At 39.6% G+C, this 17,152-nt stretch carries 16 protein-coding genes; all 16 read right to left on the reverse strand.

The window, feature by feature from the left end:
• Position 1 precedes the first annotated feature (1 nt).
• The 16 genes from H605_RS0113965 to H605_RS0114040 all read right to left on the reverse strand — a co-directional run bounded on the left by H605_RS0113965 (position 2) and on the right by H605_RS0114040 (position 17,146).
• Positions 2–1,132, reverse strand: a complete 1,131-nt coding sequence (locus H605_RS0113965; protein ID WP_155979544.1) for a UxaA family hydrolase — start codon at positions 1,130–1,132, stop codon at positions 2–4.
• A 111-nt stretch (positions 1,133–1,243) separates the two neighbouring features.
• The gene (locus H605_RS0113970; protein WP_029054795.1) at positions 1,244–2,194 is read right to left on the reverse strand and encodes a U32 family peptidase; all 951 of its coding nucleotides are present in this window, start codon (positions 2,192–2,194) and stop codon (positions 1,244–1,246) included.
• Positions 2,195–2,239: 45 nt separating this feature from the next.
• Positions 2,240–3,712 (reverse strand): alpha-ketoglutaric semialdehyde dehydrogenase GucD, encoded by a 1,473-nt coding sequence (gene gucD, locus H605_RS0113975; protein ID WP_029054796.1) that lies wholly within the window; start codon positions 3,710–3,712, stop codon positions 2,240–2,242.
• Between the two features lie 19 nt (positions 3,713–3,731).
• Positions 3,732–4,517, reverse strand: a complete 786-nt coding sequence (locus H605_RS0113980; protein ID WP_029054797.1) for an IclR family transcriptional regulator — start codon at positions 4,515–4,517, stop codon at positions 3,732–3,734.
• 198 nt (positions 4,518–4,715) lie between these two features.
• Positions 4,716–5,756, reverse strand: coding sequence for an ureidoglycolate dehydrogenase (gene allD / locus H605_RS0113985; protein WP_029054798.1), 1,041 nt, complete (start codon positions 5,754–5,756; stop codon positions 4,716–4,718).
• A 67-nt stretch (positions 5,757–5,823) separates the two neighbouring features.
• The gene (locus H605_RS0113990) at positions 5,824–6,783 is read right to left on the reverse strand and encodes a C-terminal binding protein (RefSeq protein WP_029054799.1); all 960 of its coding nucleotides are present in this window, start codon (positions 6,781–6,783) and stop codon (positions 5,824–5,826) included.
• Positions 6,784–6,862: 79 nt separating this feature from the next.
• Positions 6,863–7,762 (reverse strand): dihydrodipicolinate synthase family protein, encoded by a 900-nt coding sequence (locus H605_RS0113995; protein ID WP_029054800.1) that lies wholly within the window; start codon positions 7,760–7,762, stop codon positions 6,863–6,865.
• Between the two features lie 16 nt (positions 7,763–7,778).
• Positions 7,779–8,672, reverse strand: coding sequence for a fumarylacetoacetate hydrolase family protein (locus H605_RS0114000; RefSeq protein ID WP_029054801.1), 894 nt, complete (start codon positions 8,670–8,672; stop codon positions 7,779–7,781).
• Position 8,673: 1 nt separating this feature from the next.
• Positions 8,674–9,447 (reverse strand): IclR family transcriptional regulator, encoded by a 774-nt coding sequence (locus tag H605_RS0114005; RefSeq protein WP_029054802.1) that lies wholly within the window; start codon positions 9,445–9,447, stop codon positions 8,674–8,676.
• A gap of 33 nt (positions 9,448–9,480) precedes the next feature.
• A complete protein-coding gene (locus H605_RS0114010) occupies positions 9,481–11,631 on the reverse strand; it encodes a dihydroxy-acid dehydratase domain-containing protein (RefSeq protein WP_037562124.1) in 2,151 nt (716 codons plus the stop codon).
• A gap of 21 nt (positions 11,632–11,652) precedes the next feature.
• Positions 11,653–12,921 (reverse strand): TRAP transporter large permease, encoded by a 1,269-nt coding sequence (locus tag H605_RS0114015; RefSeq protein ID WP_029054804.1) that lies wholly within the window; start codon positions 12,919–12,921, stop codon positions 11,653–11,655.
• A 13-nt stretch (positions 12,922–12,934) separates the two neighbouring features.
• Positions 12,935–13,447 (reverse strand): TRAP transporter small permease, encoded by a 513-nt coding sequence (locus H605_RS0114020; protein WP_029054805.1) that lies wholly within the window; start codon positions 13,445–13,447, stop codon positions 12,935–12,937.
• Between the two features lie 81 nt (positions 13,448–13,528).
• Positions 13,529–14,569, reverse strand: coding sequence for a TRAP transporter substrate-binding protein (locus H605_RS0114025; protein ID WP_029054806.1), 1,041 nt, complete (start codon positions 14,567–14,569; stop codon positions 13,529–13,531).
• A 125-nt stretch (positions 14,570–14,694) separates the two neighbouring features.
• The gene (gene rpiA, locus H605_RS0114030; protein WP_081657953.1) at positions 14,695–15,363 is read right to left on the reverse strand and encodes a ribose 5-phosphate isomerase A; all 669 of its coding nucleotides are present in this window, start codon (positions 15,361–15,363) and stop codon (positions 14,695–14,697) included.
• Positions 15,357–16,505 carry a galactonate dehydratase gene (gene dgoD, locus H605_RS0114035; protein WP_029054808.1) on the reverse strand — a complete coding sequence of 383 codons (1,149 nt, stop codon included), beginning with the start codon at positions 16,503–16,505 and terminating at the stop codon, positions 15,357–15,359. The genes rpiA and dgoD overlap by 7 nt, the downstream gene beginning before the upstream one ends.
• Positions 16,487–17,146, reverse strand: a complete 660-nt coding sequence (locus H605_RS0114040) for a bifunctional 4-hydroxy-2-oxoglutarate aldolase/2-dehydro-3-deoxy-phosphogluconate aldolase (protein WP_029054809.1) — start codon at positions 17,144–17,146, stop codon at positions 16,487–16,489. The genes dgoD and H605_RS0114040 overlap by 19 nt, the downstream gene beginning before the upstream one ends.
• Positions 17,147–17,152: the final 6 nt, after the last annotated feature.

A 17,152-nucleotide genomic window follows, 5' to 3' on the forward strand; every position in this document is an offset into this window, starting at 1 on the left:
ATCAGAACGTTGTGCCAATATGTGGGATTGCAAATTCCCCTAATTCATATTCTTCTAGTGCCGTTAGTTCCCCAGAGCTTACTTGAAGTAATTTTTCTAAGAGGGTAACTGTTTGCTTCTCTTCATTGCCTTGTGTTATATAAAAGTCCACATGATCACGATGAGTCTGACTCACATTACAGGGTGCTAGGCTGATGCAAGGGATAACGTTGGAAGTTGCTAGGATTCCTTCTTTTGAAATAATCAGCGCCACATTGCATCCCACCGAAACGAAGTTGGAAATAGTTTCAACGATATTGTCAGATGATTTCAAGAGATATAATCCTCTATCGGACGGTTTTTCGTTGATATCTAAAAGTTCTACCAAATTATTTGATTCAAATAGTTTCGCTTCATGCGCAGCAAGGCTCTTCTCTTCATCAGTAAATACTGAAAGCGCATAACTTTCGTCTTTTTCCCATCGACGGCGATTAAGACCTTCACTCAGTGTTTTCAGCATTTCCGCTGTACGCATATCTTTGGTTTTTGCAGCAAGAAGATTTCCACTCGGTTCAAGTGTTCTGGTCAGACTGCAAATAACCGTCGAATCGTTTTCTAATAGCTTATCGATTAAAGCGCTTACAACAGGAGTAGTTATTGCTAATGTCTGTTCGTCCATATCCGCTGTAATGATCCCAACTTTCAGCTTAGAAATTGGCAGTTCCGTTCTTTGCTGGTTAGTGATGTCTTTAGACCATTCGCTGGCAATTGCAACACCTTTAGCAACTGTATTAGTCCCACCCGCCATTTGCTGAATGCTAAATCCATCAATGGGCTTAACTTTAGGTATAGCTGCTAATAAACCAGTCACTTGATTGGTTTCACAACCTAAGCCTATTAATAGATTACTGTGGAAGTTTGGATTTTCTGCAACACCTGATAACATACTTTTTGTGACGTTGAAATCATCGCCTAATTGTGCACAACCATTAGAGTGAACAATCGGTACCGCGCAATCAACCTTACTCGCAATTTCATTTGTCACAGTACTTGAGCAAATAACGGAGCTGATAATCCCTATATTATTTCTAGTTCCCGCTGAACCATCGCTTCTCATATAACCTTTAAAAGAATATCCCATAGCCACCTTCACCTTTCTTCCTGCTATAATAGATAGAAGGAATTAGTAAATGATCCTGGTGAAAATAGTTACCAGGATCATCTACCGTATTTACTGTTTCATCCGCATCGATTATTTTGGATGTTAATTAGAAACATTTGAAGTATTCACTTTGGCAATACCAAGTCCCTCAGCACCTAATTCTGAAGTCTTCGCTTCAGGGCAGTAGCGCTTAATCATTTGAATACCAATAGAGGCTCTTCTAACACGCTCTTTGACCAATGAATTATTCAGAGCCTCAAACTGCTGACCAGAAGGATACACATCTGGATGATTACGTAGACCAAACTTAATATATACAGGTGCAAGAACGCGAATGATTTCTGGAATCTCATAATAACGAAGGAATCCTCCCAAATTATCCGGTGCTTCGATGTACAGATCAATTGGAATATCAATTGCCTGACGAATAGACGCCAGCTTTGATAAAGTCAAAGCCGTTGGTACATTATACGTATCAGCTCCAATATCTTGCATTAATTTTATGGATACAGGATTTGCCGAGCCGATTTGAACAGAAGCTTTTACAACGAAGTCCTCTGGCAATTGTCCTGCCTTTTTCATTTCCTTCGTCAAAAGCACTAGTCCTTCATCTGCTACAAGTGCACCGCGCAATCCTAAATCTGCACCGCGCTTAAGATCTTCCATCGCATAAACAAGCTGATCTGCACCTTCATGGCGATTACCTATCGATTTCCCCCCCGAAGTGAAAGGTTGCGCACTGATATCCCATGTGCCACGTGGACCTACAAACAAGCTAAGTTCAATTCCACGCTCAGCAGTAAGTTCGCACATCTCTTTGATTTCTTCATCTGTTTGAAGCATTATACCGCTTCCTTGAGATATTCTATGAACTGTAATCCCAAGACGGTCGAGTTCTTTTAAAGTCTCTTTTAAGGCAACAGGACCTTCAGTACTTGGTAGTTCGATTCTATACTGCGCCCCATCTGGGAAGCGCTTCGTGGATGTCGGTAATTCCTTTGAGTCAGTGGACGGATAACCTAGACTTTCTAATAACTTCCGGGATTCATTCATCATAGTATATACCTTCCTTTATGGATAATTTAGGTTCTTTTACTTTTATGCCTTAATAAATACTGTCTTGATCTCCGTGTAAAACTCTTGTGCTGCTTCTCCTTGTTCGCGTGACCCATAGCCCGAGCCTTTCATCCCACCAAATGGTGCTTGTAGTTCCACGCCTGCACTTTCAGCATTGATTCGAACCAGACCGACTTCAATTTCATCGATGAACTCCATGAGTGAACCTATATTGGACGTGAAGATGGAAGCGCTCAGCCCAAATTTCGTATCATTTGCAATCTTGATTGCCTCCTCCACGTCGCTCGCCTCAATCAATGCGATAACTGGACCAAAAATTTCTTCTTGTGCAATTCGCATATCTGCCTTGACATTGTCAAAAATTGCAGGTGTTAGATAGAATCCGTTATCGAATTCATCACCGCTTAGAACTTCTCCGCCAGCAATCAATGTCGCACCTTCCGACTTACCGATTTCAATATAGTCTTTTACTGTATCGAATTGGCCCTGACTAGCACATGGTCCCATCCAGATTTCGTCATTTAATCCATTTCCCACTGTAATTTTTTCTGTTTCAGCTAGCAATTTCTTTTTGAATACGTCATAGATAGCGCTTTCTACAACGACCTTACTAGTGGCAGTGCATTTTTGCCCCGTCGAACGGAAAGCCCCGCTAATTACTGCTTCTACCGCATTATCAAGATCCGCATCTTTGGCAACTATAACAGGGTTTTTTCCACCCATTTCAATTTGGTATTTCACGCCACTTTCTGCAGCCCATTTAGCTACTGATTTCCCTATATTTTCTGATCCTGTGAAAGTAATCGCGTTCAAAGATGAATGCTCAATCATCCCTTGTCCAATAACTGATCCAGAACCTACGATGAAGTTTAAGACACCTTTAGGTAGTCCTGCTTTTGCAAAACATTCGATAATCTTGGCAGCAGTAACTGAAGCTTCTGTCGCTGGTTTGAACACAACAGTATTTCCATAAACAAGAGCAGGTGCCAATTTCCAAATCGGAATAGCTACTGGGAAATTCCAAGGAGTAATGATCCCTACTACGCCAGCTGGTACGCGCCTTGTGAACATTAACGCATCTTTGTCAGAAGCAGGAATGACATCCCCATTCTTTCTCATACCTTCTCCTGCATAGTATCTTAGGATTGCAACACCACGAGCTGTTTCACCTTTTGCTTCTGGAAGTGTTTTCCCCATCTCCCTAGTAGCAGTTTCTGCGATATCGTCGATATTCTGCTCGATGATATCTGCTACTTTAAACAAAAACTGCCCTCTTGCATGTTGACCAATTTTTCTCCATGCACTCTTAGCATCCTCGGCAGCTTTGAATGCCTTGTCCAAATCTTCTTGAGTAGATTTCTGTACATAGCCTACTACCTCGTTCTTATTCATAGGGCTAATACTCTCTAGTACTTCATTCGACTGTGATGAAACCCATTCATTGTTGATAAAGTTCTTGAACGTTGCACTATTATTTTTAGTAACCATTTCTATTCCTCCAGTAGTTGTATAGTTATAGTATTGCAGCTTCCTTTGATACTTCTTGATATCCGGCTAGTTTCGATAAATTGGCCGCAAGTTTGATAATCTCTTCTTTTGCTGCCTCAAATTTATCTTCCCAGCTATTTGTGGGCATCGTAAAGCTAATACCTGCAATAATTTGTTTTTCAAAATTATAGATAGGCGCAGCAACACAGTGAAAGCCTAAAGCAGACTCTTGATTCTCAACCGCATAGCCTTTCGTTTTTGCTAACGATACCTTGCTACAAAGTTCTTCAATATTAGACGTTGTAAATTCAGTCTTTTTATCCCACGTTTTAACAGGGAAAAGATCTTCTATTTCTTCTACCGTATGATTAATTAATTGAACTTTTCCTACGGCAGATGCATAAGCTGGGAAACGCATACCTGGCTCCGTAACAAGCTGAACCCTTGTCTTCGCCTCTACCTTTCCTAAGTACACAACATCATTACCTTCAAGCGTACCCAATTGAATATGTTCTTGAATATTGGACACAGCCTCTTGTGCTTCTTTATAGAAGCTCTGTATCAAATTGAACTGACTCAAATACATTGAATTAAAAGTACCAAGGGTTGGACCTAGATTATAACTGTCTTTAGTAGTCTTGATGATCCAGCCTAACGTTTCTAACGTGTTCAGTAAGGAATAAAGAGAACTTTTATTTATCTCTAGCCTTTTCGATAAATCTATCAATCGTAATTCGTTTGGATGCTTACTGATTTCTCTTAGTATCAAATCTGCTCTTTCGATAGCAGGTACCCAGTATTTCTTGCTCAATTTGATAACCGCCTTTCTGGTTTTTCATAGAGAACCTAGTTCTTTATATAAAACCCTAAAACAACCTTATCATAAACGAACTAAAGTTACAATGATTACTTTTTATAAATTCAGAACATTTAACTCATTCAACTATATTGTTGTTATAACGGATGATCTTGGGAAGCGAGATACCTCATAAATCCACGCGAATCGAATTTATTTACACGCAGTATTGTTATTCACTCTTTTCTTTCCAGTCAAAAACTCATACATATCTTCTTCAATTTCAATGCCTTCTACTTTTGCCTTCATCTGATTCTCAATCGATCTTTCTCCAGGAACGTATACTTTAGTGTGCCCAGGGGCTGGCTCACATGCATGCAGTTCTTCTACAAACTGCTTCATCATACCGAGGAAGTATTCTTGGCCAACAAAGAATTCCGGATTGATTGCTAGGAAAAACTGACCTAACCCTCTATTTTCCTTTAAATCCCCGTACATTGGCTTAATATGCTTACCGAATTGCCCTCCTGATAAAATACCAGAGAGAACGTCTACAAGGATAGCAAGACCGTAGCCTTTTGCTCCGCCCATGGGCTGCAAAGCTTTAACTTTGGCTGGATCATCTGTTGGAACACCGTGTTCATCAAGTCCCCAATCCATAGGAATCTTATTTCCTCGTTCCTTTTCAATCATGACTTTTCCGAATGCCACGTGACTCGTAGACATATCTAGTACAATCGGATGGCCTTCATGTGGGATACCTACCGCCAGCGGGTTAGCCCCAAGAAATGCAGATCTAGCTCCATATGGTGCTACGAGAGCATCCGCCTGTGCGAAAGTGATACCAATCACTCCTTCCCTAGCTGCCTGATCTGCATAGTAGCCGAGCGCTCCGGAATGACTTGAATTAGAAGCTATAGATACACCAATGCCCTTTTCTTTAGAAATAGATATCGCTTCATTCATAGCTATTTTTGCGACGGCATGTCCTAACCCATTATCACCGTCCACTTTAACGATTACATCATTCACTGCTTCTATAGTAATTCGGGCATCCTTATTAATGCCGCCTTTTTGTATTCTGTCAATATAATGCTGTAACCTCATTATTCCATGGGATTTCACACCACGTGTATCAGCAAAAGCCAACACATCTGCAACAATACTTGCATGCTCAAGTGATATGCCACTCTCAACTAAACATTCAGCTATAAGTTGTTCCAATTGTTCCGACTTAATTTTTAAAGTTGCCATAAAAAGCTCCCCTCTTCAAAATTAAAAGAGATATCTATGATAAAATAAATATCTCTTTTTATATTTTTCACACCACTTGATATGTGGGTACTGATCCTTCCAAGGCTTCGACAATGTTCCTAGCAGTCTTAGTACGCAACTCCTCCACTGCCTCAACTGAGTAAAAAGCACTATGCGGCGTAATATAGACATTGGAAAATCCCAATAATTCATGCCCCTCTGGTACAGGTTCAATCTCTACAACGTCAAGTGCTGCTCCCGCAATTTTACCGCTACGCAAACCTTGGATTAATGCCTCTGTCTCAATAATCGGACCTCTGGCTGTATTTAGTATGAAGACACCATCTTTTAAATCATTAACATTACCGAGATTAATCAAGTGATGTGTGTCTTTTACAAGCGGAACATGAAGTGAAATAACATCAGATTGTGTTAACGCTTCATCAAGCTCTACTTTCTTTACATTATATTTCGCCATTTCCTCTGCTGAAACAAACGGATCATATCCTACCAATGTGAAGCCTAAAGGTTGGACTTTCTCAATTACACGCCTAGGAATCTTGCCGAAACCGATCACTGCAAATATGCGATTTTTGAATCGATAAACAGGCGGACTAATACTGAAATCCCAATTCCCGTTCTTTACCGCATTATTTAATTCCACGATCTTTCTTGACCAAGACATCAAAAGTGCCAACGCATGATTTGAAACCTCTTCGATTCCATAGTCCGGAACATTGCAAACTGCGATACCCTTCTGTTTAGCTACCTCAAGATCAATCGTATCCACACCCACTCCGTATCTCGATATGACTTTACAATTCGTTAACTCATTCAGAACCTTAGCGTTTAGTGGAGCGTATTGGTTTATGATAGCATCTGCATCTTTAGCTGCTTCAATCACCTCTTGTTCTGTGCGGCACTGAGCTTTGACAAAATTGATATCAAGACCGCTTTCCTTAAATACTTTTTCTTCATAATTCAATTTGTCAAATTCATAATCAGTTATTACTACTTTAAAAGCCATAATAATCTTCACTCCTTATTGGATATCTTTCATAACATATAGTGAATATCTATCAGATTGAAAATCGTTCCAGTCGATATTAATTCTCATTTCGAACATACTCTGAAATAATAGACTTGATAGTATCAGATAAATAAGCTTCACTATTTATAAATGGTTTTCGATAACCAATTGGCTGATTCACAAACCAACGTTCATGTACAGCCAATTTCATCGTTAGGTAGAAGGAAGGGTGCAAGCTATAAATTTCCATCAACTTGCAGATTAGTATTTGATGTTTCTTTACTTCAGAGAAGTCTTCTTTTTGTATAGCTTCATATAAATTCAATGAAACTTCGGGCAGAAAGACTGAAGATCCATTAATACTTCCTGAGGCTCCATACAGTTGGGCATCTAATAGATGCTCATCAAAAGCACTGTACACATGGAAATTGTTCACTTTTTTGGCTACTTCGTCAATTACAGTCCGAATACGAGTCATGCTTGCTACGGTTTCCTTTATACCTCGAATATTCTGTACACTTTCCGCAAGTTGTTTTACGACTTCCACCGGAATCTCTTGGCCTGTCAGTTGTGGAATGTTGTATAAGTACAGGTCTATGGACAATGAGCCTGCAACTTCATAAAAGTACGTGTACATTTGCTCATCCGACATATTCCAATAGTATGGATTCACAACAAGCACTCCGTCAGCACCTAACTCTTGAACGAGTTTTGACAATTCAATTGTTTCTTCCATTACTGTTCCGCCTGTCCCCACTAAAACAGTAATACGATTGTCGATATATGGAATAATCTCCTTCAGATAACGCTGCTTTTCCTCCAGTGAAAAGTGAGGAAATTCCCCAGAGCTTCCTAATAACACTACACCATGCACTCCGTGGCTAATTAATTTATCTATCGCTGTTTTATTCTTCTCAATATCAATTTGACCTAATTCGTCCAGTAACGTCACAACGGGAGGAATGATTCCCCTCATAGGCTTACCACCTCTCCTAGTAATGAATCAAAACCATTTGCTCTTGAGCTTTGACACTGTTCCGTAAGATACCAATCTTTTCACTTGAGATTTCAATCGTGTCTCCATCCTGTAAAGTAAAATCGTTTGGCGGTACAATACAAGTACCTGTCATCAACGCTGTTCCTTCCAAGATATCGTTGTCATAGACTAAATAGTGAACCAGTTCATCAAGCTTCCGCTTTAATTGATTGACATAGGCAGTACCCTCGAATTTCAATTCATTATTCCTGTAAATTTTACACGTGATATCTATCGAATAAGGATCTTCGATTCCTTCAGGCATTAAAATCGCGGGACCTATTGAACCCGAATTCTTCCACACTTTAGCTTGGGGTAAATAGAGAGGATTTTCCCCTTCAATATCTCTGCAACTCATATCATTACCCAATGTATAACCGATAATATCCTCTTTCTTGCCTACAATCAGAGTCAGTTCAGGCTCAGGGATCTGCCAATTCGAATCACTTCTGATATAGACATCACTATTCGGTCCAATGATTCTGCGCGCTGTGGACTTAAAAAAGATTTCGGGACGTTTGGCGTCGTACACTAGATCATAGAACGTCAGATCCTTCTCATCTTCTTTCTTTGTTTCAAAGTTTCTTGCTTCTCTGCTCTTTTGATAAGTTACACCTGCCGCCCATACTTCGTCGGGTATAGTAGGCAATGTCAGTTCTAAATCGTCGAATGACAAGTCAGTTTTTTGAATATTCTCATCCTTTAGATATTGATTCGCCGTTCGATTCGACTCTTGCAAATTATAATAGAAGTCCGTATAGTTTTCTTCTTGGATTATATATACCTCTTCTTGTGATGTAACTAATGCTGTATGAATCTCTCCATTTTGACGAAATTTAATGTATCTCATATTAGCTCTCCTTAGTAGATAAATTTGCACCTAATTCTTCTGAAATGCTATCCGCACATACTTTTAATAACTTTAAATATTCATTTTCTTTTTCTTTTGTAAAGTTACTTTTTGGTGAAGATACGCTTACTGCTGCTACTACATCATACTTATGATCATAAATCGGCATAGCGAAACAAATGATTCCATACTCATTTTCTTCATCATCCACCGCATATCCTTGCTTCTTAACCTTGGCTAGCTCTGTCATATAATCTGTGTGGCTTTGTATGGAATTTTCAGTTGCTTGAATGAATTCATAACCTTCTAATAGCTCTGTAAGGCTGTCTTTCGGCAAATACGCAACCAATACCTTGCCTACCGCACTACAGTGTAGCGGAACTTTCTTTCCGATTCTTGAATAAATGACCAACGTATTGTTACCGTTAATTTTATCGATATAGATAGCTTCTTGATCTAATCGCTTCACCAAGTGGACTGTTTCATTTGTAGCTCTATTTAACGCATCTAAATGACGGGATGAAACTTCCTTTAGACTTAGTTGACTAAGTAATAGGTTTCCACGCTCATATAGTTTCCACCCTAACGAATAATCTGCAGTTTGTTCATTTTGTGTGATATACCCATGTTCCTTTAAGGTCTTCAATAAAGCATGTACTGTACTTTTATTCAGTTCCAGTTTCGCGCTAATTTCCTTTATACTAAGTTCTTTATTCACTTCATCAAAGACTTCCAAAATTTTAATTGCCCTTACTACAGATTGAACAAGACTCATCTATCTCACCTTTTCATTGCTTATTAGCAACTATTACACGTAGGTTTCATCTGCTTCTTCATAGACCTGGATTGGAACTACACCTTTAGAAGCATCTGTATGTCCTACCATTCGATTTACCGCTGCCACTAACTTCTGACGTCGTTTCATATTGGTTAATCGTTCTTCGAATAGTTGCTTTCGAGTCTCATTATCTTTGATATTCTCTTCATATACAACTTGAGAATCGAGTTCTTTCACTAAGTCAATATAGTGTTTTCGCAATTGAAGATGCAAGATATCACCAGTTTGTAGATAACCAATTCCACCGCCGTCCATCGCTTCAGGTGTCATATGTCCAATGGCAGCACCGTACGTGACCCCTGAATAACGTCCATCACTGATAACAGTACAGATTCTCTTTAACGTGCGACTTGCATTAATATATTGCATCGGTGTAAACATTTCAGGCATACCAAATGCGAGAGGTCCTTGTCCCGCAATGACGAGTGCAATCTTTAATATGCTTCTTTTTGTCATCTCTTCGAATAGCGCATTATAATCAAGCTCTTTCAGCTCTTCATATTCGTCTGAAGCATTGTATTTAATTACAGACAATAACTTTTCATAGCTGAACAGTTTATTATCTCTCATATTATCAATCAATTTGGAATCTAAGAGACTTTGATTTGCATGATCTTCATTATCGAAGAACAATACGAAAGCCATCTTATCGTCAAACTGATTGAGTTGAGGAGTTGGCATTCCACTAATTTTTACAACTGCGCTCTCGAAGAAATTCCCACGGAGTACATCTACCCCACTGAATAGTCTTTTAGGATTACTAACAATGACAGCATTTTCTTTAATATTATCAGCTGGCAAACTTTCACTGTATTCTAGTCGGTCTCTCCACGATGTACCCGTTACAGTCAACGTATCCTGATCCATATCCACACCGTTATTCAATAACTCATAAAATAATGTTTCCATGCCACGGCTCGTATCGTCACAGCACTGCATCGCTAATGAGAAAATATCTCTTCCCTCTGTTAATGAATAATTAAAGAGGTCAGGTATAGGTTGTTCCTTGAGGATCTTTTCGATATCAAAAAGTGTAAACTCATAACCTGCATAAATCATGGCAGCTACCATATGCATCATTAAGTTTGTAGAACCACCGGATGCACTATGAATGCGTACAGCATTTCTAATATTGGATTTCACCAGTCGTGACACACCAAATTCAGGTTTATTGATCATGATAGCCATCGCATCGATTGCTTCATTGACCTGTTGCTGATTCGGCGGTTGTGTCAATAGCTCCAATGCCGGATGTACAAGCCCCATACCAGCAACCAGGTGGCGCGAACTGTTTCCTGTACCATTGAATGCACAAACTCCACCTTTTGTATCGCAAGTGGCAGCGGCTAAACGAATTTCGAGATATTTATGCTCATTTTCTGTAATGATTCCTCTTTCAACCGCCCTCTCGAATACTCCTTGGAAAGAAGTGTTGGAAGAGCATTGGAGAATATAGTTCATGGTGTCCCGTAAGTCTTCGGCAATCTCCTCATGATTCATTTCAATTGCCTTGTCATATACAGCATTCAGCTTTTTAAGAACATCTTCAGGAATAGTACCACCTTGTAGAACGTGTGCAGGTGCAAATGTTGCAAAAAATGGCGCATCACCTCTAAATTGTCTAAGTCGATCTAGATGGGCTAGGCCACTAACAACGCCAAGAGGCTGTTTATCGCATCCTTGGATGACGAATGCTGCATGATAACTATGCGCTTCGAGCTGATTAACAATCATCTGAGCAACAGCATTTCTACTTTGCAATGAGTAACTCATACCTTGATTGGATTGAGCAGTACCATCGCACATGACCGGGGTTGAAAAGTAAAATGGAACACCACCGTTTTGCCAGATCCTGATAGCCGCGCGTGAGGAGGTCATATAGTCCATAATATGAGCTGGATGATCAGCAGAACCCCCTATAATTGCGATTCGAGGAGCATCTTGTTCCAATCTTAGTACGACATTCTCTAACGACCAATCCGGTGTACCTCCTTCATAAAGAGGACCTAGGATTTTCTTGGCGTTGTCCAAAAGACCTGCGACTGTTATGGGTTCATTCGCTTTTCCTTGTACGTTTTCTTTGTAGGGATTTATTCTGCTACGCATTTGAGGAAATAACATATTATTCACTCCTATTTAATATTAGTCTAGAAATAGTAACGATAAGCCTGGGATAAATGATATGACCAATAAAATGAATATCATTGAGATGATAAAAGGAACGATTGCTTTTGATAATGATTCCATACTAACTCCTGAAATACTGGAACCGACGAATAAGTTTACTCCCACAGGAGGCGTAATGAAGCCGATTGCCAATGAAACAATCATGATGATACCAAAGTGAACCGGTTCGAAGCCGACGAGCGTTGCTATAGGTAACAAGATCGGCGTCAGAATTATAATTGCTGCAATCGTGTCCATAAAACATCCTACGATAAGCAAAAGTACAATAATAAGTAATATAATGATAAATGGTTCTGAAGAAAGTGATAGCATATAATCCGCTATTTTTATTGGAATTTGCTCCATTGCTAACAGTTTCCCAAATCCTGTTGCACTACCCACAATAACTAAGATGGTAGCAGTCATTAGCGCAGAATCGATGAAGATATCTGAGATGTCCTTGAACTTCAATTCTCTATAGACGAACGCGCCAATTATGAATCCAATAAACACCGCTATCGCAGCAGCTTCTGTGGGCGTAAAGATCCCCCCATAGATTCCGCCCAAAATAATAACAGGAATCAACAATGACCATTTGGCCAGCCAGACTTGTTTCAAGATACGGCTGAAGGAGATTTTATCCGTACTACCTTTATAACCTGCTTTTTTCGAATAGTAGTATGCGTAAACCATTAATCCTAGACCAACCATGATGCCCGGTACGATACCCGCCATGAACATGTCGCCTATAGATACGCTTCCGGAAACGCCATACATGACCATTGGGATCGAAGGCGGTATTATGACACCTATCGAACCCGCTGATGCAATAACGGCCGTCGAGAATTTAATATCGTACCCCTTTTTAACCATAGCCGGTATCATCAGTCCACCAACAGCAGCTACAGTCGCAGGTCCCGAACCTGAAATTGCCGCGAAGAACATGGACGTGACAATAGCCGTCATAGCTAAACCACCTGTAACAGATCCTACTAAGGATTCCGCTACAGCAATCAGACGGATAGAAATACCGCCCTTCCCCATAATTTCACCCGCTAAAATAAAGAAAGGGATGGCTAATAGAGGAAAAGAGTTTGTAGATGTTGTCAATTCTTTTATGATGAATTCTACCGGAATAGATCCGTCAATGAGAAGGGCAATTACTGCAGACAGACCCAGGGCAATTCCAATAGGTACGGTAAGTATCAGTAGGATTGCAAAAGATACAAATATTAAGACACCCATTCTATCACCCTCCTTATAATCTCGGTATATCGTTATCAATTATTTCTTCATTGGATCGATATAGCTTGGTTTCTATATATATTCTTTGAATCAAACGAACTGAAGTTAAAAGCATTCCTATAGGCATCCCTAAATACATGATCGACATGGAGATTCTGATTGATGGTGCTACCTGCCCTGTATCTTTAATGGCTTGGTAAATAGTAAAGCCATAGTAGACTGCAATTAATGCAAAGAATAGGAACATAAGATGCGCTATCATGTTAATGACATATTTACCTCGCCTTTTAAATACAGACAATAGCGCTTCCACACGAATGTGTCTTGCTCGTTTTACCCCATAACTAATTCCTATGTAAATGAGCCAGACGAAGCAAAATCGTGCTAACTCTTCAGACCATGTCAAAGAGCTTTCAACAACGTATCTCATAAAGACTTGCAGTATAATTACAATTGTCATGACTGACAGCAACAAGAACAATATCACTCGTTCAACGTTATGATCGATCCATCTTAAGACTGGCATATCATAGCTCCTCCCACCTGCTTTTGAAAAAAAGCAAGCTAATAGTGATTAACTTGCTTTTTTCTTTTGTGGACTTGTCATTTATTCGGCGTTATTGACTTCATTCAAATACTTCTCTACGAAATCTTGGCCAATACTTTCTTTATACTTTTCTATGACAGGCTTTACAGCGCCACGGAACTTTTCCAATTCAGCATCACTGACTTTGCTATATTCCATTTGCCCTTTTAGTTCTTCTAGTGCGGATGCTGCTGTTTCACGAGAAAGTTTTCGGTTGTGCTCTCCGGCTTCCAACGCTGCGCTTTCTACAATTTCTTGCTGTTCTTCCGTCAAGCCATCCCAAGTCTTTTGGCTGATCAAGAAAATAAATGGCGAATAAATATGATTAGTTTCCGTTACATACTTTTGGACTTCAGGATATTTCTCTAATAAAATTGTCGGATATGGGTTTTCCTGACCATCTACTGTTTTCTGTTGCATTGCCGTAAACAACTCTGTAAATGCCATTGGAGTCGGGTTTGCACCCATTGCTTTCCAAGCACCTAGATGGATATCATTTTCCATAGTACGAACCTTTAACCCATTCAAATCATCCAATTTCTTAATCGATTTTTTACTGTTCGTTAATTGACGGAATCCATTTTCCCACCAAGCCAGTTGCTTAACGCCTTGTTCACTAGCTTTTTCTGCAAGTTCATCACCAATTTTACCTTGTAATACTTTATCTACTACATCTGTGTTCTTCAGTGTAAACGGCAAGTCGAACACACCATATTCAGGAACGAACGAAGTAAATGGAGCCGTAGAAGGAATTGTGATATCCAACGTACCAAATTGCAACATCTCAATCGCAGAACGGTCGTCTGCAAGCTGACCAGAATGATAAATTTCTACGTTCAGTGAATCTGTTTTTTCCTCTACCAGTTCCTTAAACTTTTCAGAACTTTTATATAGAGGTGTTTTATCATTTAGACCAAGGCTTATTCTTAATTTCTTTGTTTCTCCAGTGTCTGCTGATGCTTCTGTAACCCCTTCAACACTGTCGCTCTCACCATTTCCACAAGCTGCTACTAATACGCTTATTAACAATAAAGTAAATATTATCATTAGATTCTTCTTCAATATAACTCCTCCTCATTTAGTAATCATGAATGGCATTCCGATCTACCGCTTAAAGTAAACGCTTTCATTCGATTCGTAATGTCTGTTATTAGGTTCGGTTATTGCGTTATTACTCACTTGATTGGTTAGGTTTGCAGTATATAATAGTCTACATTTAGGAATAAACCTATTTCCACTACACCCGACATTAGTTTTAACTGCTCATAAATATCTGCTGGTGATACACTTTTTTGAGTCGATACATCTGCAATCCAGTTTCCATTGTCGGTAATAAAATTGTTATCCCCATCTTTTCTTAATGCAATATTGTACCCCAAACTTTCAATTCTTTTAATTGTAAATGATGCATTAAACGGTACAATCTCTAGAGGGATGATTTGACCCAAAAGACTTTTTGTGAATTTTGAGGAATCTGCTAAAATATACCGTTGCTCAGCTTTCAGCAATACTTGTCGTTCGCGAAAAAGTGATCCTCCACCTCCTTTAATTAGATTGTTATTCAGATCTACTCTATCTGCACCATCAAATGCCTGATCAATAAAAGGTACATCCTCAATCCCAATAAGTTGAAGGTTCAGTTTATCCGCTTGCTCTGCAATCTTATTAGAAGAAGCAATGAATTTCAGTTGCAACTTTTCTTCTTTCATTCGCACTGCTAAATGCTCTAGAAAAAAACCGATTGTTGAGCCAGATCCTAAACCTATAATAGTTTTATTCTTAACTAATGAAACCGCCAAATTTGCCAGCGCATTTTTTTCTTCATTATTTATATTCTTTTCGTAAGGGCTTACCATTCCGCGACCGTCCCATCTTCATGCCGCCAAATCGGATTTTTCCAGTTATGCCCTTCCTTTTGCTTCTCCCTTACGTAGGACTCATTAACACTAATTCCTAGTCCTGGTGCTGTAAGATTCTTGGCATATCCATTCTCGAATTTGAAGACAGATTGATCATTCAGATAATCCAACACGTCATTCCCCTTATTATAGTGAATGCCCAGGCTTTGTTCCTGAATAAAAACATTATAGCTAGTGGTATCAACCTGTAAACATGCTGCAAGAGCGATTGGACCTAAAGGACAATGAGGAGCTACTGCTACGTCATAGGCTTCCGCCATCGAAAATATCTTTTTACATTCGGTAATTCCACCCGCATGTGACAAATCTGGCTGGATAATATCTACATAACCTTCCTGCAATATTTTCTTAAAATCCCATCTAGAGTACATTCTCTCACCTGTTGCAATAGGGATGTTACTATGTCTAGCAACTTCCTTGAGCGCTTCATTATTTTCAGCCAAGACAGGTTCTTCTATGAACATTGGACGAAATTGTTCAAGTTCCTTCGCCAAAATCTTTGCCATTGGTTTATGCACACGGCCATGGAAATCAATTCCGATTCCAAAGTCTGCACCTAACCCTTCCCTAATCATGGCTACTCTTTCCAGCACATTGTCAATTTTCGAATAACTATCTATAATTTGTAGCTCTTCTGTCGCATTCATCTTGATTGCCTGGAAACCATTTTCTTTCGCTTTATTTGCTTGTTCCAGTACATCTGCAGGACGATCTCCACCGATCCAAGAATATACTTTCACCTTGTCTCTACAAGCACCTCCCATAAGTTCGTATATAGGAGCATTATAGAACTTCCCTTTAATATCCCAAAGCGCCTGATCGATTCCCGCTATCGCACTCATCAGGATAGGACCACCACGATAAAATCCCGAACGATATAGCGTGTTCCAAATGTCTTCAATTCGCATTGGGTCATTTCCTATCAAATATTCACTTAGTTCATGAACGCATGCCTCTACGGTTGAAGCGCGTCCTTCTACTATTGGTTCACCCCAACCAACTAAGCCTTCATCAGTTGTAATCTTCAAGAAAAGCCATCTTGGGGGGACTCGAAACGTTTCTATTTCTTTGATTCGCATGCTTTCACCTCATTAAATCGGTTTACAAAGCTTCTTGCTTTCTCACCAAGCTCCTCGTAGTTCCCCGTGTCAATAAGCTTTTTGTTCAAAAGTGAGCTTCCTACCCCAATAGCTATAGCTCCATTCGCTAGGAATTCACCCATATTCTCCAGCCCTATTCCACCTGTTGGCATCATAGGAATATGAGCTAGTGGACCTTGTAAATCTTTAAAGTAGCTCGGCCCTAGTGTCGTAGCAGGGAAAACTTTAACTAAATCTGCCCCTGCGGTATATGCCGATACGATTTCCGTAGGGGTATATACACCCGGGATGGAAATACAGCCATATCGATTCGCTGTCTGAATCACTTCTACGTCTAAATTTGGAGAAAAAATGAAATCTGCTTGTGCATCGGCCGCCAATTTCGCTGTTTCTTTGTCTAACACAGTACCAGCACCGATTAGCACTTGATCTCCATATTTCTTTTTCATGTCACGTATAGTATCGTAACTGTTTTCACTATCTGCTGTGATTTCCAATACCTTGATTCCACTGTTAACCAACGTTTCGATCACTTTGTTAATCCGTTCAGGATGAATTTTCCTCAACACCACCGCCACACCGTTTTCTTCGATAATTTTTAGTTTATCCCATTTTCTCAATATAAC

This window comes from Sporosarcina ureae DSM 2281 (assembly GCF_000425545.1).
GTDB classification, from domain to species: domain Bacteria; phylum Bacillota; class Bacilli; order Bacillales_A; family Planococcaceae; genus Sporosarcina; species Sporosarcina ureae.